At 34.8% G+C, this 21606-nt stretch carries 12 protein-coding genes; 2 read left to right on the forward strand and 10 right to left on the reverse strand.

The window, feature by feature from the left end; translation table 11 throughout:
• Nucleotides 1–173: 173 nt before the first annotated feature.
• From Q5Y73_RS14290 to Q5Y73_RS14315, 6 genes are all read right to left on the reverse strand, one after another.
• Complete coding sequence (locus Q5Y73_RS14290; RefSeq protein WP_305992595.1) at nt 174–4493, reverse strand: cadherin-like beta sandwich domain-containing protein; 4320 nt, start codon at nt 4491–4493, stop codon at nt 174–176.
• Between the two features lie 271 nt (nt 4494–4764).
• A complete protein-coding gene (locus Q5Y73_RS14295) occupies nt 4765–5580 on the reverse strand; it encodes an FxLYD domain-containing protein (RefSeq protein WP_305992596.1) in 816 nt (271 codons plus the stop codon).
• 553 nt (nt 5581–6133) lie between these two features.
• Entirely contained in the window at nt 6134–7381 is a 1248-nt protein-coding gene (locus Q5Y73_RS14300) for a TolB family protein (RefSeq protein WP_305992597.1), read from the reverse strand.
• A 135-nt stretch (nt 7382–7516) separates the two neighbouring features.
• Complete coding sequence (locus Q5Y73_RS14305; protein WP_305992598.1) at nt 7517–8629, reverse strand: response regulator; 1113 nt, start codon at nt 8627–8629, stop codon at nt 7517–7519.
• Entirely contained in the window at nt 8622–11792 is a 3171-nt protein-coding gene (locus Q5Y73_RS14310) for an ATP-binding protein (protein WP_305992599.1), read from the reverse strand. Before Q5Y73_RS14310 ends, Q5Y73_RS14305 begins: the two co-directional genes overlap by 8 nt.
• A 215-nt stretch (nt 11793–12007) precedes the next feature.
• Nucleotides 12008–12550 carry a TlpA family protein disulfide reductase gene (locus Q5Y73_RS14315; protein WP_305992600.1) on the reverse strand — a complete coding sequence of 181 codons (543 nt, stop codon included), beginning with the start codon at nt 12548–12550 and terminating at the stop codon, nt 12008–12010.
• A gap of 137 nt (nt 12551–12687) precedes the next feature.
• Here Q5Y73_RS14315 and Q5Y73_RS14320 point away from each other — a divergent pair, with 137 nt between their 5' ends.
• Nucleotides 12688–13707: a LysM peptidoglycan-binding domain-containing protein gene (locus tag Q5Y73_RS14320; RefSeq protein ID WP_305992601.1), complete on the forward strand. Its 1020-nt coding sequence runs from the start codon at nt 12688–12690 to the stop codon at nt 13705–13707.
• A gap of 59 nt (nt 13708–13766) precedes the next feature.
• Here Q5Y73_RS14320 and lysA read toward each other — a convergent pair whose 3' ends face one another.
• Both lysA and Q5Y73_RS14330 read right to left on the reverse strand, forming a co-directional pair.
• The gene (lysA, locus tag Q5Y73_RS14325) at nt 13767–15074 is read right to left on the reverse strand and encodes a diaminopimelate decarboxylase (RefSeq protein ID WP_305992602.1); all 1308 of its coding nucleotides are present in this window, start codon (nt 15072–15074) and stop codon (nt 13767–13769) included.
• Nucleotides 15075–15110: 36 nt separating this feature from the next.
• Nucleotides 15111–15716: a GNAT family N-acetyltransferase gene (locus tag Q5Y73_RS14330; protein ID WP_305992603.1), complete on the reverse strand. Its 606-nt coding sequence runs from the start codon at nt 15714–15716 to the stop codon at nt 15111–15113.
• Nucleotides 15717–15859: 143 nt separating this feature from the next.
• Here Q5Y73_RS14330 and Q5Y73_RS14335 point away from each other — a divergent pair, with 143 nt between their 5' ends.
• Nucleotides 15860–16648, forward strand: coding sequence for a helix-turn-helix domain-containing protein (locus tag Q5Y73_RS14335; RefSeq protein ID WP_305992604.1), 789 nt, complete (start codon nt 15860–15862; stop codon nt 16646–16648).
• Nucleotides 16649–16856: 208 nt separating this feature from the next.
• Here the strand turns inward: Q5Y73_RS14335 and Q5Y73_RS14340 are convergent, their stop codons facing one another.
• Nucleotides 16857–17984, reverse strand: coding sequence for a response regulator (locus tag Q5Y73_RS14340; protein ID WP_305992605.1), 1128 nt, complete (start codon nt 17982–17984; stop codon nt 16857–16859).
• Nucleotides 17985–18190: 206 nt separating this feature from the next.
• Nucleotides 18191–21268 carry a hybrid sensor histidine kinase/response regulator gene (locus Q5Y73_RS14345; RefSeq protein WP_305992606.1) on the reverse strand — a complete coding sequence of 1026 codons (3078 nt, stop codon included), beginning with the start codon at nt 21266–21268 and terminating at the stop codon, nt 18191–18193.
• Between the last annotated feature and the right edge of the window lie 338 nt (nt 21269–21606).

The following is a 21606-nucleotide window of genomic DNA, read 5'->3' on the forward strand; positions in this document are numbered from 1 at the left end:
TTTCCTTCATCATATTTAAACAGAACAACAACTCCAATCGGTGACTTTTCAAAAAGCATAAAAAAATACACCTCCAATTGTTAGTCATATGTCTAACAATTGGGGTGTGCAGTTTATTTAAAAACAATAATAAGGTTTCTTTTCTAAGCATTAAAAAAGTTATAAAATTTAAATTAATCTAACATATCCAGCTTAATTAAAAATCGATAGATAATAACCGCTGCTTCAGCTCTTAATGTTTCTGCTGTTGGTTCAAAGTTGTTATTCGAACGTCCGCCAACTAATTCTAAATATTTTGCTACGTATACATCCTCTTGCGCCCATTCCCCAATTTGATCTGAATCTGTGAATTTTTCAATTGCATTCCACTCTTCTTCACTTAGATTCACATCCTCTATTGTCCGATAAGCTCTCATGATCATCGTCATCATTTCTTGTCTGCTTACGATTCTACTCGGTTCATATTGTTCTTCTGAAATACCTTCAACAATCCCTGCATCTCTTGCTGCTTTAATATATGGAGCGTACCAACTCTCTGTACTTACATCATTAAATCCTGTATTTGAATCACTCAATTCTAACTCTAACGTTTTAACAATGAGTGTGGCAAATTCTGCTCTTGTTATTCCAGTATCTGGATTGAAGTTTCCTTGATCATCTCCAGATAGTATTTGTTTAGAAACAAGCTTCTTGATGATGTCATTAGCCCAATGACCTTCCGTATCTTCAAACGTTACTGTATTTTCATCCGCTGGATTATTGTTTTCATCTTCCTTCTCGGACTCTGGATCAACTTCATCCGTTACATCCTCGCCATCAACTGGATCTGTTTCTTCATCTTTATCATCTTCATCATCTGGTTTTGAGGTTGTTGGTTTCTTCTTGACCTTTACTGTTCTCTTAGCTTCTGCAACATTGCCCGCTTCATCTGTGACAATATACGTAATGATATACTCTCCAGTTGTAGAGGTATCCACATTTCCTGAAATCACAATCTTATCTGTGATATCGCCATCCACATTATCATGTGCTGTGGCACCTTGTTCTGTATAAGTTCTATTTTTGTAGATTGTTACGATGGATGATCCGTTTAATTGTATGACTGGTGGTGTTTCATCTGCAGGAGAATCTTCCCTCAATACCGTTATTTCGTATCTTTTATTAGTTCCCCCATCTGTTTCTTCGACCACTACTGGAATGATCGTTTCTCCTATTGAAAGTTCAATTGATTTTTCGCTCACTTCTTCACCATCTATTGTTATGGTCTTAGAAACATCTGTATTATCGACCGCTGCATTTACAGTTATACTCTCCACATTGTTTTCTACCTCAACGGTATAAGAGGTTTCCTCAGGAGCAAACGTTGGATCTAATACCCCTGGATTCACATAGAGATCTGATAAATCTGCAAAGGTATTGTTTATTTTTCTTGTCACCTTAATGGCATACTTCATTTCAGTACCATCCTCTGCGGTCACTATAATTGGAATTGTTGTTGTTCCTACAGCAAGTTGAATAGTAAAATTGATTTCATTACTGGGTGGTTCAGAAGGTCCGCCATAGGGATTTATAAGTAGTACTTCTGCATTTTCATCTTCAGCAGCTGCTTCAATCGTTAAAGATTCTACATTAGTATCTACTTCCAATGTATAATTCGTAGTATTGGGATCAAATGCTGGGCTCAAGACGAGATCCCCATCATTTAACGTCAATGTTTCTAATTTTGCATTGTTAGAAAGAACTGGCGCTTCCCTTACTACATTCAAAATATATTCTTTTGTTTCACTATCTTCTGCCGTGACAAGTATTTTAACCTCTGTCTCTCCTACTGGCAATGGAATTGTCTTTTCTATCCCTATTGGCAATGGATTTTCCTTTGAAGTGCTGTCAACAGCTGTTATTTGATTTTCTAAAGAAGATTTAGGTTCATTCGGATCTATAATTTGTATACTAGCTTGCTCATGCGCTGCTATAGCAGACACATCAATACTTTCAACTTCATTTTCTACATTTAAAGAATAAGTTGTAGTATCAGACTGAAAACTAGGTTCAATAGAAAGCTGTTGTCTTGCATGATAAACTTCTAGAGATTGTAAATCTGCATTATTAGACAACGTGGAATCACCAACATAATATGATTCCATTGTATTAAAAATCTGTGCTTCTGACCCACCACCAATAGCATAAATGGTTTTATCCACTACAGCTACTCCTGCTACAATTCTAGCTGAATTCATATCTTCAATGAACTCCCACTGATTTGTTTCAAAATTATATTCTTCAACTGAAGATAAATCGGCATCATCATATCCACCAATAGCATAGATTTTTCCATTCACTTCAGTCACACTAAAATATTTTCTTGCTTTATTCAATGAGGCCATTTCGTGTCTTATCCAATTATCTGTATCTGGATCATATACTGCCACTGTATCTAATTGATTAGATGATCGGCTTCCACCAATTGCAAATATCTTCCCTTCCACTTCAATGACACCATGACCATACCTTGTATCAGGCATATCTTCCATGGTTTCCCAAGTGTTTGATTTTGGATCATAAGCTTCCACTGTACTTAATTCAACAGTAGTCCCTTGATCCGAAATGCCTTCTCCACCAATAGCATATATTTTTCCGCCGACTTCAGCAACTCCAAATCGAATTCTTGGAGTAGGCATAGCTGCCCAGTCAACTTTATCTCCTGTTTCACTTTCCCATTTAACCCATTCATTTAATGATGGATCATAAACTTCAACTGTACTTAAATAATTACCATTTATCTCATACCCACCAATCACATATATCTTTCCATCCAATTCAACTATAGATACAGAAGCTCTAGGTGTTGGCAGAGTAGATATTTCTTTCCATGGGTTTGTATCAGGTAGAGCTTCAGGATCATATTCTAACACCTTATTGTTTAGGGTCCGATCACTACCATGTCCACCAATCACATAAATTTTTCCGTTTACTTCTACCGCACCATGACCTGACCTTCCATCTGGCATCGGAGATTCTATATTCCAGACCTCACGAGAGGTAGCCGTTTCTCTCACTACATTGATCTCATAAATTTTCGTTGATTCGTTTTCTGCTGTGACCCTGACCTTAATTTCTGTTAATCCAACTGGAAGTGAGTTTTCCGATGAAATTGGGTCTTCTAAATCTGGAAAAATAATATCTACACTTGCATTCTCATCTGATGGTATTGCATTTATTATTATTCTATTCATATCATTGGGAACTTCAAAATCCCATGTTGTTTGAGGATTGGAAGCATCAGTTATCAACATTTCCCATTTGTCTGGCTCATCTCCATCATTAAAGAAACTTAGCCGTAGTGACGATAAATTTGCATTGTTATCAGATCCAGATGGTTCATCTCTTGTTATGTGAATAGTATAAAACTTTTGTGATCCACTATCTGGTGTTACGATGACTGATATGGATGTTGTTCCTACAGGAAGATCGAATTCTCTTGTTGTTGTCGATTCTTCATCAACTAATTGCTTTAACAGTTCATCTGAATGAAAAATACCTAACGTTGCATTTTCATTTATTGGTTCTGCTGAGACCGTAATCCTATCCACATCATTTCCTACCTCTACATTAAACGTGGTTTCGGAAGGGTTATCAGCTAACAATTCTCCATCATCATTCATTCCATCATAACTAACTTGTAATGACTTCAAACCTGCAAACATGTCTACTCCCTTGTATATTTCGATTTCATAACTTTTTGTTGATTCCCCGTCTTCTGCTGTGACGATGACTTCAATTTCTGTCACTCCGACTGGTAGTAGTGGAAATACAGATGCATTTTGATTTCTTTCTTCAGGAACAATTGGAACAATCGGAGCAATAATCTGTACTGATGCATTGTCATCATTTGGTGTTGCATCTATTATTATACTATCTACATAATTAGGAGCTTCCATTAACCAATGTGTTTGAGATGTAGGATTATCACTAGAAATCAACATTGTTTCCCCTTCAAGTTCTCCATTATTAAGCATACCAACTTCTAATGACGCTAAATCTGCATTATCAGATTTAGCCGCTTCTCTCACTACCCTGATCAAATAACTTTTTGTTGATTGCCCATCCTCTGATATGACCTTGATTTCAATTTCTGTTAATCCCTCTGGGAGTGAATTTCCTGATGAATTTGGGTCTTCTAAATCAGGAAAAATGATCTCTACATTTGCGTCTTCATTCAGTGGTGTCGCTTCTACCATTATTCTATTTATACGATTGGGGACTCCAAAATCCCAAATCGTTTGAGAATCAGAAGCATCAGATATCAACGTTGACCAACCTGGATCATTTCCATTTTCATGCAAACTTAACCTTAGTGACTCTAAATCTGCATTGTTAGACAACTCCATGACCCTACCGTCGTTAGATGCAGATACAACTGGTGTTCCTGCAACAGGAATAACCGATATGATTGCTATAACTAGACTAAGTAGTATGTAACTAATTTTTCTCATTTTATTATTCCCTCACCTTATCTATATGATATTATGACTAGCTCCAGCTTCGTTGTACTTTGGATATCTTCTATAAGTGCATATTCAAAAAGTTCGGTTTTCAGCACCAAGAAGATTGTACGAACATGCAGCAAGCTGGAGCGGAGTGTAGATATGTTACATGAGCACCGGACTTTCTTCGCTGAGTGTTTGGGCCCTGAAAAAGTATTAGGCTTAGACAACAATGTACTCCATCACTTTTTTGGGTATAGTCTTTATTTGATGTCGATTTTTAGAAATCCCAACCATAAGCTAACACTTCAACACTTACAACTTGATTGCCATATTCTACAGGGATTTCTGGGTAAAACAACTCAAAACCAGCTTCACTACCAGGAGCTACACCTACATCCACCGAACCATCTAATATGCCTAAAAGCGAACCGTCCTCCGCATATAAAGCTGCAGATACGCTGATAAATTCATGTTTTTTATCCGTTGTGTTTTTCACTACACCAGTAACGGTATAAGGAGAATATTCATCTCCTGGGAATCCTTTGACTCCAGAAGTTTCCATCAAATAAGGATCTTCTCCAGTTTTTCCATAATCAAAGTTATATGACGTTTCTTTAAATAAACTTGGATCATTAATGCCATCTAAAAACGTGCTTTCTGTAATAAATGCTTTTTGACCAGGTAAAACAATATCAGGAACTGCATATAACCACGTTTCCGTACCAAGAATTCCTCCTTCTTGATCTTTAAAGTTCATTTGAGCCTCACCAATTTTAACAGGCTCATCTCCAGTGTTTTCAAAAATAGCTGCTGAATGGACCCAAACCGTCCCTATAGAGTCCACCCACGCTACCTCATTTTGTTGTGTGATTTCAAGGCTTATACTTTCCTTTGGCTCTTCTTTTTCAACGTTTACTTTATTGTCTTTCGTTTCCTCTTCGTTCTCTGTATTTTCAGTTTCTGTATTCTCTGTATTTTCCTCTGTAGTTGATGTCTTACCATTCTCACTAGTTCCAGATACTTCATCAGATGAACACCCTATAAGCGCTAGTGTTAAAGCCGTCAATGTTAATAAAACAAATAATTTTTTCATTTTTCATCCTCCTTATGATTTTGTTATCTCTTGCTGCCAAAAACGAGTTTAACAAAACGGTCTTACAAAATTCTTACAAGGAGGTGAGTGTAGGAAACTATAATAAAAACAAATAATAGGATACGAAACTAAAGACCTATAAAGAGAATCTTAATTTCAGTGGGAGTTTTTAAATCTCCCTTTGAAAGTTAAAGGACCTTATCAGGAAAAATCAAGCTGTAAACTCCACTTGAATGAGAGGGAGTCTACAGCTTGTTGATCGTGATAAATACTCAATAAAAAAACAGAAAGTATAAAATACTCTCTGTTTTCATGAAAGAACTGGTTTAAGATTGTAAATGAATAACAATGAATTTTAAATTTTCTCCTTGTTTAATTTTCTTAATTTAAAAAAATATGCAATGTATGAGAAACCTGTGAAAACAAGAATGATCAAGGATAAAAGCCCAGAAAAATAGCTCAATGGTCCCATTTTTCCAAATGTTCACCCTTTGCCGCTAAGGACATTTAACAAGATACCAAGAAGTTATCCTCCGCATTACATGTCAACTTTTTAGGACTGATACAAGTGAAAAACCTCATCCCAGTCCCAATGTTCATAATACCAATAGCCGACATGGATATTCTCAATCCAAATTTTCTCTTCTATCCCTTCGGAATTCGCAACCCAAACATCCGCTTCACTTCTATTCGTTCTAATCCAACTTAATTTTTCCTCGTCATCTAAGTATTGAGGTCGAAAGTCACCTTCCTTTGTTGATGGAAATGTGACTTGCTTTGAAACTCCTGTTCCAATGTGAACTTTATATATAGCTGGCATCGGTCTTTGCTCAACATCTATCGTCCACTCCATTTCCATGGAACGTGAGACGTAGACATTGTCATCATCCTGCCAAGTTAAATCCCGATCAACATATCCTTTGGGTGTGTATCGATCAGACATGTTTTGTTCTATCATATACACTTCCAATTTCTTATTCTCCATAACATTTCGGTTATATCCTTGAATAAAACCTAATAAATTTTGTTTTGGTGCCCATTGAAACCATGCTCTGTAATTTAACATTTCTTCAATCATACTGAATCTACTCCCATCATTAGAAAGGACACTTACAGTGTTCGTATCAGTAGACATGGATGGTGTTGGGACCAACAGAAAAGCAATCCATTGATGATCATAAGACCATTTAAACTGGCTTGTTCCATAAAACCGATCCACCTCTTTAACTGGAATGGTATAAAGATGTTCGGACTGATGTTCATTTTTTTTGAAATCAATTAAAATTTTTGTTAACACGATGTCTGAATAAACACTGTTGCCAGCTTTTGAAGAAGTTAATAGACCGCTCCCATCTGGCAGCCATGAGTAGTTGATGATGTCAGAAGTTATATTTTGTGAGTGACTTAATAATGATATATCCAATACCTTCAAATCATTCTTTTCTTGAAAAGCTAAGACATTCTGATTTGGAGCCCACTGAAAATTTTTATGATCAAAAGAACTAATTTTAAAACGTTTATTTGATTTAAGATGAAATATCCAAAGTCCCTCCTCAGTACTGTTGGTTTCTTCTTCTGTTTGACTTGTCATGTATGCAATCCATTTTCCATCAAAAGACCATTTAGGATATCTAACATTTACATCTTGTGTTACCTTCACTTCTTCATCACCCATTTTAATCCATAAATCTTGATCTCGAACAAAGGCTGCTTTCAATTCTTTACGTGGTTGTGCGAAAATTGTGGAAAAAGGTTGAATAAACAAAACAAACATAATGAGACACAATATTATGTTTTTCATATATGAGGCATGATTCTCCCTTCTCTTATCCTGTACCCCTTATTTTTTCCAAACTATGAAATTATATTATAGAAAAACTCCTAACAAAGTCTATCGGAGATGTCATCGAATATAATGTAAAAAAATACGCCCCCTTTATTCAAAAGAGGCGTATTTCTTTACTTCATCGGAAGGTTCAACATCAAGTTCTTCCTTTAGTAGTTTCACATATTTAGTATAATGATCTTTCAACTGTTCTTTATAACCACATCTGCTTGCATACAACTTGAACAGCTTCACATTCATCTCTTCATGAAGAGGATACATCGTTAGATAAAGCTTCATCGTCTCTTCTGCATGCTCTAACATTTTCTTTTCCACATAATAATTCACTAATTGCTCTGTTAAATAGGTATACCGTTCTGCCAATTCTCTCTCAAGCCCTATACTCCAAATATAGTCCTTTAATTCAAATAGACTTCCTTTATACAAACGGAATGTTTTTTCACTTTCTGCAAGATTTTCTTTCGCTACCTTTTTATTAGTAGAGAAGTAGTTTTTGAATGCCTCTAAGTCACATTCAATGTTTTGCAGATCAAACAAATATCCTTCATTTACTTTTTCCACTTGAATAGGCAACTGGTTATCCCTTAATACTTTTTTCATGCGAGAAATTGTCGTATGAAGGTTAGTTGTTGCATGTTTATGATTAGGCCAAAATAACTCCATTAACCTCCACTTGCTAATGACTTGATTAACATGAAGCAGAAAATAAGCAAAGAGCTCCTCTGTTTTTCTTGTTGGCCATTTTATTACAGATCCATCAGTACCTCTTATTTCAAAAGTTCCAAAACAACGGATGGAAGCTCCTTTACTTTCCTCCAAAGATTTAATCTTTGTGAGTTGTTCATGATTTTTAATTAAACGAGCGCTCACTCTCTCGATATCTTCAGGGGTGACAAACTTAACCAAATAATCCACTGCATTCACTTTAAATGCATCCACCGCATATTGTTCAAATGCTGTTGTAAATACGATTTGAATATTCTCATTGGTCTGGATTAACTTTTCCGCTAACCGCATACCCGTCATGTCTGGCATTTCAACATCAAGAAAAACCACATCAGGTTGAAGGAGAGGAAATTGATCTAAGGCTTCTATTGGGTTACTGAAACTGCCAACAACAGATAAATGCTTGTTCTGATCAACAAGCATATTCATCATTTCTAAAGTCGGTTGTTCATCTTCTACAATCATGACCTTAAGCATACCGTTCCTCCTTCCCACGATTGAATTCAATGTCGTATTTCTTGTTTAATTCTAATGTGATTTTTGTCCCTTGCCCTGCCGCCGATTCAATATTAATCGTTGCTCCCTGCAAAGAATCCAACCTCTTTTTGATATTGGTCATTCCAATTCCTGCATTTTTGATCTCACCTTTTTTAAACTGCTCCAACACATCTTCCGAAATACCGATTCCGTTATCTTCAACGATGACACGAATCATTGCATTGTGATCTTCAATTTTCAGTGAAACATGACGTTCTCCTTTTTGTTTAAAAAGTCCATGTCTTATTGCATTTTCAACTAAAGGCTGAATACTTAATGCTGGGATAACAACATCATCATTTAAACTATCTTCTATATTTAAAGTAAAGTACAGCCAGTCAAATCTAACTTTTTCAATTTCTACAAAGGCTTCTACCAGCTGCAGCTCTTGTTTTAACGGTACGAACATCGTCGTTGGGTCTGTATGATAAATTATCCTTAGGTAAATATTCAGCATCTTCAATAAACGGATAGCCTCCTGCACATCTGTATAACACAACGATGCAATCGTACTTAATGCATTATGAAGAAAATGTGGTTTGATTTGAGCCTGTAAAAAAGCCAACTCATTCTGAAATGCTTCTTCCATCGAAACCTTCATAGAAAGCAGTGTTTGAATTCGTGCTAATATCGTTTTTGTGTCAAAAGGTTTTGTTACATAGTCATTGGCTCCTGCTTTAAATCCTAAATCTATATCACCTGGCATATCTTTTACTGTAGCTAGTAAAATCGGCAGCTTGATTAACGATCTTGTTTCTCTTATTTTTTTACACAAATCAAGTCCTGACATTTCAGGCATCATTACATCGGATATGACTAGATCAATTTCTTTATGCTGACTAAGCTTTGCTAATGCCTCTTTTCCTGAATAAGCAGTAATAACATTATAGTGCTGTTTCGTTAACAAATTAAATAATATTCGTATATTAGTAGATTCGTCATCCACAATTAAAATGGTTTGTTCATACTTCTGATCTATTTCAAGTTCAGACTGTGAAAATGCAGTGGATTGCATTTGCTGATCTGATTCTACAGTGGATTGCTCTGGTAAATTTTCAATCTTTGAAAAAGGAAGCGTGAAGCTGAACCTAGTACCCTCACCAACTTCTGACCAGTCCACCCACATTTCCCCCTCCATCTTTTCTACTAATTGACGACTAATATATAACCCTAATCCCATGCTATGATATCCGTCTTGTGGTAATGGTTGATCCAATTGTTCAAAGTATCCAAAAACCTTTTCTCTTTTTTCCACTGGAATACCTATTCCCGTATCCTCCACAGAGATTGTTAAGGTATCCCCTACTAGATGAGAAGTCACTGTAACTTGGCCTTGCTTCGTATGTTTAATCGCATTGTGAATCAAATTATATAAGATTTGACGCACTCGACTTTCGTCAGCAATCACAAGTGTCCCTTTTGAAATGTTGTTTACTAAGTCAATTTTCTTCCCCTTGACTTCAAATGCCAACACATCAAAAACAATTTGCGTAGAAACTTTCATATCTACCCTGGATGTTTGTAGCTTTATCTCCCCGTTCTTCAAGCGCGACACATCAATCAGATCATTTACTAGATTAGAGAGCTTGATAGATGTATCATGAATCAGTGACAGATTTTCTTTTTGTTCATCTGATATCCTCCCTTTTTCTTCTAATAAATAGGAAGAGATATTCATAATTCCATGCAAAGGTGTTTTTAGCTCATGAGATGTAATGGCGAGAAACTCATCTTTCATTTTATTCATAGATAACAATCTCTTAGACATACGTTCAAGTTTGCTCACTGTATTTGTATTTCTAAGCGCTAATAAAATATACATTAGAGCAACAAAAATGACGATGCTTATTTCTCTAAATTCTCCTAACTCATACATCACTTGGGATCTAGTTTTCATGATAGTATCCCACTCAATCATTTGGCCTGTCAATGCTGCTAAAATATCAAACAAATTAATACTGCCATAATACATTAAAAATAGGAAAATAAATAAAATGGATAACAATATGGACTCTCTTGTTTCTTCATCTTCATATTTTCGTTTGAAGTAAACCCATACTAATGAAATTAATATAAAGGACATACTCCCACCAGCAAAAAACAAAATCGCTATTTCCATATGTGTATAGACAGAATAGGGAAGGATTGCAACAGCCAGGATATAAGCAACCATAGGATAACAAAAGATACGAATACTCCACTTAGGAGTCAGATCCCTATCCAACTTCCAAAGAGATAAAAAGATAAATATGATGGCCGAGTAGGCTGTTATATCTTGAATTTTATATGAAATGTCCATTGGGATCATTGGAAAAGACATCATAAATATCTTTTCGTTTCTGCATGAAAAAGTAATGAGTAAACTTATGAAAAAGAGCCCGTTGTATAAATAAAAAGTATTTCTTTGACGACCCATGGAATAGGTGACTACTTTGTAAACAGAAAAAAGCAGCAATACAAAAATAATCGATAAATCTGTACCAAATGAAATTAAACTTAATTTGGAAATATCTTCTCTAAGCCCAAAGTCTATTTCACCAATAATGCCGCCATCATAATAATCATATTTAGAAACTTGGATTATAATATCAAAGGTTTCCTGATCCACGTTAAAATAAGCTGCATAGGGTATATTACCTATTTTATGTTCTTCATTTGAAACCCCTATTAATCCACTTTGACCTATGAATTGTCCATTTACAAATAACTTATGTGCCATTCGAATATCATTGATTTTTACTCCAAAAATTTGTTGTTCATACTTCTCTCCCACATTTACAGTTAACCGATATGTAGCAAAACCATCTTGATTGATCACGCTTGAGGATTGTTTTTGACTTCCAACACTAGGAACATCTTGATACAGATTAGTTGTTGAATTGAGAAAATCATCTGGTGAAAGTAGCTGATCCTCATAAAATTCCCAATCACCATTCAAGCCTACTAGTCCATCTTCTTCAAAATCCCACTGGGATAAATCTAATATTCCTTGTTCAGCAGTTGGTGCAGTCGGATTCGAGTTTGTCAGTGGATTTAAAAAGTTTAAAAATACGATTGATAAAATGATTCCAATCACAATAATTTGTTTTTCATGTTTACTCATATCACTTCACCCTGCTCTTATTACAATTCATTAATATTTTACATTCGATTGCATTATTAGGATATATTACACTATCATCCTAATATAATGCTGTTAAATTAAGCATCAGTCAAGTGATATGAAGCTGAACATTACGTGACTATATAACCATCACAAAAAAATATCACTATAATCAGCAAGAAGAATAGTGATACTTTTTGTAATATGAATATTTCTTAGTGCAGTAGTGATTTCAATTTTTTCTCTAAAACTTCTGGTTCTACTGAGCCAAGCACTTTATCAACAATAATACCATCCTTATCTATAAAATAGGTTGTTGGTATGGCTTGTACAATATACAAATCCGTTACTTCAGCATCTTCATCCATCAGAACCGGGAATTGAAAGCCATAGGTTTCAGCAAATTTCTTGGCACTTTTTAAAGAATCCTCCGCCGTAATATTAATTGCCACAATTTCAATATCAGGTTTATACTTCTCATATAATTTCACAAGCTCAGGTGCCTCTAACTTACAAGGTCCACACCATGAAGCCCAAAAATTTAAAATCAATGGCTTTCCTAATTTATTGTCATATTTATATACATCACTATTATCCAGTGTTTTCAATGTAAAGCTTGGCGCTTCGCCACCTACTTCTGCGAATAGTTTACTTCTTAACAGCACACTTTGAGCTTCTTCCTCAGTCCCATCTAAAAAAACAATGCCGATAACGGTCGTAACGAGTATTATCCCTAAAATAAACATCCATTTCCTCAATCTGTATCTCTCCTTTAGTTAATCACACATGTACTTCAACCAAATTCCTATATCATGTATTTTTTCCATCATTTGTCCGTTTTATTAATATTTTATATACGATATGATAGATTTAATAACATCAAGGGGATGACATCATGAGAAAAAAAATAACTTCTATTCTATTAGGACTTACATTAAGCGCTTCCATGGTTAGTACTTCGTGGGCAGCAACTACTTACACTGTAAATTCTGGAGACGTTTTATGGAAAATAGCAGACCGTTACTCTCTTACAGTGAATGAACTAAAGGACTTAAACAACCTAACATCAGATGAGATATACCCAGGGCAAACGTTAGTAGTTTCAAAAGATAGTGATCAATATGTCGTTCAAGCAAATGATACGTTGTGGATTATCTCACAGAAATTAGACATTAGTATACAAGCCTTGATCGACGCAAATCCTCAGCTTTCTAACCCTAACAATCTAAGAATCGGACAAGTAATTTATCTTCCAAATACGAATAATAGCAGCGGCAATTACATAGTTCAAGCAAACGATACACTGTGGATTATATCTCAAAAGTTAGGGATCAGCATACAAGATTTAATTAATGCCAACCCACAACTATCTAACCCAAACAATTTAATGATAGGTCAATCTATTCAAATTCCAGGTTCAAGCTCAAATCCAAGCAACCCTATCGAAACCCCAGGTGAACAAGACATTTTTGCGGACGGTATGTTTCCTCTTAAAGCAGGAACATATGAACCTTATGTAAATAGTTATGGAGATGGTAGAGATTATAATACTGGTGGAAGTGGGACTCGGAGCCATGATGGAGTAGATATAATGGCAGATAAAGGCACGCCCATCTACAGTGCGTTGGATGGAAAAGTGATTAATTATGGTTGGAACGAGTACGGTGGCTGGAGGCTCACTGTTCAAGTAGATGACTCAACTGTATTCTACTATGCTCATATGTCTGGTTATGCCGAGGGCATGGAAATGGGCACTGAAGTCAAAAAAGGTCAAATCATCGGATATGTTGGAAGTACAGGATACGGTCCAGTAGGAACATCCGGAAATTTTGAAAATCATCTACATTTTGGAATCTATAAATTACCGAATTGGAATACGATAGATCCTTATCCTTATCTTAAAAATTGGGAGTAATATATATTATCAAAGGTACTCATCCATTCTTGGGTGAGTACCTTTTTTATGAGTAAAAATTAACAAAGTTCGAGATCATTCTGAATCAATTGATCCAACGTTTCTCTTTTCAACACTAACTTTGATTTCCCATCTTTCACAAAAACCATAGCTGGTCTAGGTATACGATTATAGTTGTTGGCCATGGAGTAACCGTAAGCCCCTGTTGAAGTAACTGCTAAGATTTCTCCTGCTTTCACTTTTGGAAGCTTGATATCATGAATTAACATATCTCCGCTTTCACAGCATCTCCCAGCGATAGAAACTACCTCTACAGGATCATCTTCAACTCTATTTGCGATAAAAGCATTATATTTTCCTTGATACAACGCCGGTCTAAGATTATCTGTCATTCCACCGTCAACGGCTACGTACTTCTTAATATCTGGAATTTCTTTTTCAGAGCCGATGGTATACAGTGTAGTACCCGCTTCTCCAACAATACTTCTCCCAGGTTCAATCCAAATTTCAGGCAAAGAATCTAGCTTTCGTTCATTGCATTCTATCTTCACAGCTTCTACGATGCTATCAATAAACTCTTCAGTCCCTAAAGGATGATCCTCCTCTGTGTAACGAATACCGAATCCCCCGCCCAAGTTAATCACTCTAGTCTCTATATCAAATTGTTGTTTGCTCTCCTCAATCAAATCAAAAAATCTTTGCAGTGCAATAAGATATCCTTCCTTCTCAAAAATCTGTGAGCCTAAATGACAGTGAAATCCTAAAAAACGAAGATTGGATCTGCTATTCAAAAGTTCTACAGCTTCTAAAGCTTGACCGCTGATGATATCAAAACCAAACTTTGAATCCTGCTGTCCTGTTTGCATATATTGATGTGTATGTGCTTTGACTCCAGGTGAAACCCGAAATAAGATAGAAACGGTTTGATGATATTTTTCAGCAAGTGTATTCAATAAATCGAGCTCATAAAAATTATCTACAATGTAACTGCCCACTTTGGCTTGAAGAGCCATCTCTAGTTCTTCTGGTGATTTGTTGTTTCCATGAAAATGGATACGAGAAGCAGGAATACCCGCTTTCAGTGCAGTGTATAGCTCACCAGCCGAAACGACATCCAAACTTAAACCCTCTTCTTTTATCACTTGGCAAATAGCTATATTACATAAAGCTTTGCTAGCATAAGCGATATCAAATTTGACATCATGTTTTTTAAAAGCATGGATATATGAATGGATCTTTTCTCGAATAGACTTTTCATCATATACATATAAAGGTGTTCCATATTGTGCTGCTAAAACTATTGCGTTACATCCACCAATTTCTAATTGCCCCTGCTCATTACTTTTACTTGTTCCACTTAAATACATTTTGATTCCTCCCCTTTATTTCATATTTTCTAAAGTTCAATTATGTTCCGAAAATTCTGAAAAATAATTATATTTTATTTCCTCCCATTCAGATGCAATAATGCTAAAATAAACATCATCTCTGCTTTCTCCAACAGCATTGATGTAGTTATCCCTAAAAACGCCTTCCTTCTTTGCTCCTAATTTTTGAATCGCTTTTTGAGAACGAACATTGTCAATATCTGCACTGAATTGCACTCTCCTAAAACACATTTCTTCAAAAGCAAATTGTAAAAGTTCAAATTTACATGCCTGATTTAATCCCGTTCCTCTAAATTTCTCACCGATCCAAGTCCATCCAATTTCCAATCTTTTATTAACAAAATTAATATGTCCAAAACGAGTTGAGCCTGCTATCTCATTCGTTCGTTTATCTATGATAATAAATGGATAGGATTGATGGTTTACTTTTTCCTTCAAAGTAGATCTAATATATTTTCGTAAATCTTCTTCACTGAATATTTGACCAACTACATATTTTCTGTTTGCTGTTTCAAAAATAATTTTAGACAATCCATCGTAGTATTGATCAGAAAATGGGACTAATTTTGTGCGTTGATTTTCCAGAGTAAATGCTTGCTTAAAAAAATATTCTTTTTCCATTGAATCATCTCATTTATTTGTATTTTTACACGTGTATTTGTTATATAATATACTTAATTATCTTTATATATTAAATGTAAATTCATTATAAATATTTGTATTTAAATACATCACTAAATTCATTATGTAAGGTGGAATGAACAATGTTACAGCTTCAAACTGAGGCATTTGAGGTCACTAGATATTTTGCAAAAATTACTTGCGAACCTGAGTGGAAATGGATCAAACGTGATGTCCCTCTCCCCCACTATGATCTTTTTTATGTTTGGGATGGAGTAGGTGAGGTTATTGTAAACGATCAATCTCATGAAGTATTAAAAGGGTCTTGTTTTTTGTTTAGACCTGGTGATTTTACAAGTGCTGTACATGATCCACAAAATCCGTTAACCATTACCTATATCCATTTTTCAGTAGACCAAAAACCTGAGCGAATCCCAGCTCGATATAGGATGATAAAAAACACAATGGATTTTCAGACGATCCTTACCTCCTATGTACGACTCATGTTGAATGAGGATGAATATACAGTTCATGAAGCACAGCTTATTTTAAAGCAGCTCATGATTCACTTATTTCGATCTGATCAAGTTTCAAGTCATGACGTTCAAACAAAACAACATCATTTAAAGGAATCTATATTTGAAGTGGCTAACTATATTCATGAGCATCCCAGTGAATGGTTTTCTTTAGATGAACTTGCAGCTAGAGCACAAATCTCTCCAAGATATTTTTCTTTAAAATTTAAAGAGCTGATTGGAAAATCTGTTCGCGAATATATGATTGAATCCAGAATTGAACGTGCAGAATATTTGTTGTATTACACAGGAATGAATGTAACAGAGGTGGCAGGTGCGCTTGGTTACGAGGATATTTATTTTTTTAGCAAACAGTTTAAAAAGTATAGAGGGTATAATCCTTCGACGTTAAAGTAGTTGGGACATAACAAATTTTAAAAATAAAAGGAGACTCGATATTAAGAAGCAGGATCGTAGTTTCAGATGAATCTCTTTTTCTCTAGAAAAAAGTTATTTAAAAGCAAAAGGTACTCAATCCAATTTAACATTGGTAAGAATACCTTTTAAATGTTGAGTTCTATTTGTTCTAAATAATTTTTACTTTGATTGTTAAATTTATCGATTATTATACTATTCCCCTAATCATTTTTTGAGCTTCTAAAGGAGGTTGAATACCAAGCTCATCATTTAATAATTTTTTAAAATGTTGATAATGATCATTTAAGTGATTTGTTTCAGCGTAATAAGTCGAATACAGTTTTAATAACAGCAAATTCATCTCTTCATTTAAAGGGTATATCGATAAATACTGATTCAATTTTATTACAGCTTGATCAGTCTGATTATTTTCAAGGTAATACAGTACTAAATTTCTAGCTAACTTAGTATAATGCTCCGTCATCTCGACCCTGTAATTCAAACCCCATAAACAGTCTTTAGAACCAAACAATGTTCCTTTATATAAGGAAAATACCCCCTCACTTTCGTCCACATTTCTCTTTGTCACCTTTAAATGTTGTTGAATGTATTTCCTTAATACTTCTACATCAAAAATAATAGATTGATCTTTTTTTAATGAATACCCTTCAGTTGTTTTTTCAATTTGTATCAATAGATTGTTTTCCTTAACTACTTTTTTTATTCTATAAATCGTATTGTATAAATTTTGTATTGCCCGACTTTCTTCCAATTCTGCCCAAAACAGATCAATCAACTTCCACTTGGTCACTATTTGATCATGATGCATTAGGAGATAAGAAAACAACTCTTCTGTTTTTTTTGTTGGCCACTTTACAAGAGTTTTATTATCATTATTTCTCACTTCAAATGTTCCAAGACACTTTAAAGATACGAAATGAGTTTCTTTTAATTCTGTTTTAAACGACAATAATTCATGTATTTTCATCAAACGATCAGTAATTCGATCGATCGAATTTGGTCTAATTGGCTTCATTATATAGTCAACTGCATGAACTTTAAAAGCGTCTAAAGCATACTGTCGATAAGCAGTTAAGAAAACAATTTGTATGTTCTCATTTATTTCCAACATTTTTTCAGCTAACTGTAATCCAGTCATTTTCGGCATTTCAATATCAAGAAATACAACATCTGGTTTTAATAACGGAAACTCTTTTAAAGCTTCGATCGGGTTAACAAAGCTCCCTATAATGGATAACTGCTGATTCTTATTAATCAACATTTCTATTAATTCCAATATCGGCTTCTCATCCTCAACAATCATTACTTTTAACATTTCCAATCATCCTTCAAAAAAAATAATATCATGATCTTAAATAAGCTCGGTAGTTTAAAGCGACAGGAAATCATGTAATAGTTAAGCTAAAATGCACATAAATATTCTAACACAATAACCTCTCAAAAAACTCTCGAAAATTTTCATCTCTCTATATACTACAAAGTTTAGATGAGTACTTTTTATATTTCCTTTATTAACATAACTTATGCGAGTTGAGTTATTTTTTTAATCTGTTTAGGTATATTTAAAGTCACCTTAGTCCCTTGATTTAATTTTGATTGTATATCAATATTAGCCCCTTTAATAGAATCCAGTCTCTTTTTAATGTTTGTCATTCCTATACCTGAGCTTTTTAATTTTTCATTTTCAAACTGATTCAATATTTCAGGGGATATGCCAACTCCATCATCTTCTATCACTACACGAATAGACTCTTGAAGATTCTGAATGGTTAAACTAACCTCACCCATCCCATCTTTTTGAAAAATCCCGTGTCGAATGGAATTCTCAACAAAAGGTTGAATACAAAATGACGGAATACGTTCATCTTCAAGTCCTTCATCAATGAAATATTGGAATTCAAATCGATCAAACCTTGCTTTTTCGATTTCAACATAAGCCTCTATTAAATTTAATTCTCTTTCAATTGGCGCAGATGTAATTTTGTGATCGATATTAAATATAATTTGTAAATATTGACTTAACATATCCAACAAGTAAGCTGCCTTTTCCCCATCTGTGTAACAGAAGGAAATAATGTTAGTCATCGCATTGTATAAAAAATGCGGTTTTATTTGCGCTTGTAAAAAGGCCATTTCATTATGAAACGCATCTTCCATCGAACTTTTCATCGAAAGCAGGGTTTGAATTCTAGCTAAAATGGTATTCCCATCAAACGGTTTGGTAATATAGTCATTCGCACCTGCTTTAAACCCTAATTCAATATCTTCTGGTCGATCCTTTGCCGTTGCAAATAAGATGGGTAATTCTAACAAGTTATGTTTTTCTCGAATGGCTTGACACAGCTCGATTCCGGACATGACTGGCATCATTACATCCAATATGGCAAGATCTATGTCTTGGTATTTATCCATCTTTCTTAACGCTTCCTTGGCAGAAAATGCTGTGATAACATTATATCCTTGTTTAGATAATAGATTGAGCAACACATGAATGTTTGTTGATTCATCATCTACGACAAGAATGGTTTTATCATACGTATGGATACTATCAAAATCTTCCCCTGATGATAGGTTAGAAGTTGAAGGCATGTCTGGTTGAATGAATGTATGTGTATCTTCACCTTGACTAGCTTTCTGTTCCGAATACTCCGTTTTTGGCAAGGTAAAAGCTACTCTCGTTCCTTGCCCCACTTCAGACCAATCTACCCAGATTTCACCACTCATTTTATGAATTAACTGCCTACTAATATATAATCCTAACCCCATGCTTTGATAGCCATTTTGAGGGGATAGTTTATCCAACTGCTCAAAATATCCAAAAATCTCATCTTTCTTGTCTTCAGGTATACCAATCCCTGTATCCTTGACATACAAATACACAATATCATTAACTTGTTTTGAAGAGATGATGATTTCCCCATGCTCTGTATGTTTGATCGCATTATGAATCAAATTATATAAAATCTGCCTCAGTCTATTTTCATCTGCGACTACAAAGACAGAATCTTCTATTTTACTTATCAACTGAATAGGTTTCCCTTTCACCTCAAAAGCAAGGACATCCAGTACAATTTGAGCAGATACTTTAAGATCCACCGTAGTGGATTGCAACCTAAATTCTCCATTTCTCAATCGAGTAACATCGATTAAATCATTGACTAGATTAGAGAGTTTAAGTGAGGTGTCGTGAATGAGTGAAAGATTCTCACTATATTTCTTTGACTTACTTCCTCTCTCTTCCTCAAGCAAAAAGGAAGAAATATTGATAATACCGTGCAGCGGAGTTCTTAACTCATGAGACGTTTTTGCTAAAAATTCATCTTTCACTTCATCTACTTTCAATAATTCTTCGGATAATTGTTTATTTCTTTTAAACGCATTTGAATAACGTAAAGACATTAATAGAGCAAACATTAAAAGTAGAATGAAGGGTTCCAAAGGAAATGATAAAACAAATTTTTTAACCCCTGCAGTTACAGAGAAATACTGTTTTAACATAGGTATACTCATTGTCAGTGACCCAACAATCAAATATACAGCACCTTCCATTTTCTTCAAAAATGCTACGCACATGACATACGTCCCATAGGCCATCGAAAAAAACATGTAAACATAAGTGGTGATAAGCATCCAAGAAGGAATATTTCTTGGGAACAAGATTTCGTAGATGATAATACCCAGACCTAATGAAACAACAACCCAAACCAATCTTTTTGATGATACGTGTTTAAAATAGGTATAGATATATAATATTAAAGATAAATGTGCAGCCATAAAGCTTACATATCGAAGCCTCGGCATGAGCCAGATAGGAGTATCAGGAAAGACCATGAACCATACGCCTTCACCATTCACAGCGTAATATACTGCCATTGCTAAACAATATATGGAGAAAAATAGCAAGAAACTATCCTTGTTCCATTGACCATACAGTCCAATGAAGTAAAGCCCCATAATTAAAAAGATACTAATCGTGATCCAATTATTCATCACCAAGGAATCACGTAAGCTTGAAATTTCCTCTTGAGTGCCGAAGTTTAAGGAGATGTAGATACCACCACCAAGCGCAAAAGCTTTATTTTCCACCTGCAAAATAATTTCATTGATACCACTATGCATTGTTGCATAACGAACATAAGGTATGCGAGGAGAAGATATAGGGTTGTCACCTATTAATTCTCCATTCACAAATAATTTAGTTCCATGTAATATATCCGTTTTGAACCCAAAAGTCTGGTTTTTTCCTTCCATGTTGATTTTTAATCGATAGGTTGCTACCCCAATGGCATCCATGGTTTCGCCATCAAGATCATAACTGGTCCAATACTGCACAGGGACAGGAACAATATAAGGTTTCAACTCACCTTGCTTGCTTTCCTCAAAATCAATAGGCTCAAACGCTTGATAAGGATAAAACTCCCATTCTCCATCAAGGGGGATATTTCCGCCCTCTTCAAAATCCCATTCTGATAAGTTTAATACCCCATTTTCTGCCATAGGAGTACTTTGGTTAGTTGGAGATTCAAATAGAGTCATTACTCCGAAAATAGTTAATGCTATTAAGATTAACAGCATTACAGCTCCTACTTTAACTTTCATGATCCACCTCATAATATCCTAGTATTTTTTTAATAACATATATAATAAACATCTCGTTAAAATTCTATATTGTTCTCATATCTATATTATAGTTTTTAAGCTTCATTGCATAGTGAATGGTATAATCTAGTAACTACAAATTTAAATTCCAAAGCGCCCCTTTATTGTGATATTTGTTGTTGGTTAGCTTTGGTCCATTGAACTTTTATTTAATGAAATAAAAAAAGACAACCCGATCAAATCTAGTTGTCTCCATAAAGTAAAAGCAAATTATAACTTCAAATGAATTTTAAAAAGGGTTCAAATGAAATGAACTCCGGCACAATACCGAAGTCATT

The organism is Chengkuizengella axinellae, assembly GCF_030730905.1.
In the GTDB taxonomy this organism is placed as follows: Bacteria; Bacillota; Bacilli; order Paenibacillales; family KCTC-33759; genus Chengkuizengella; species Chengkuizengella axinellae.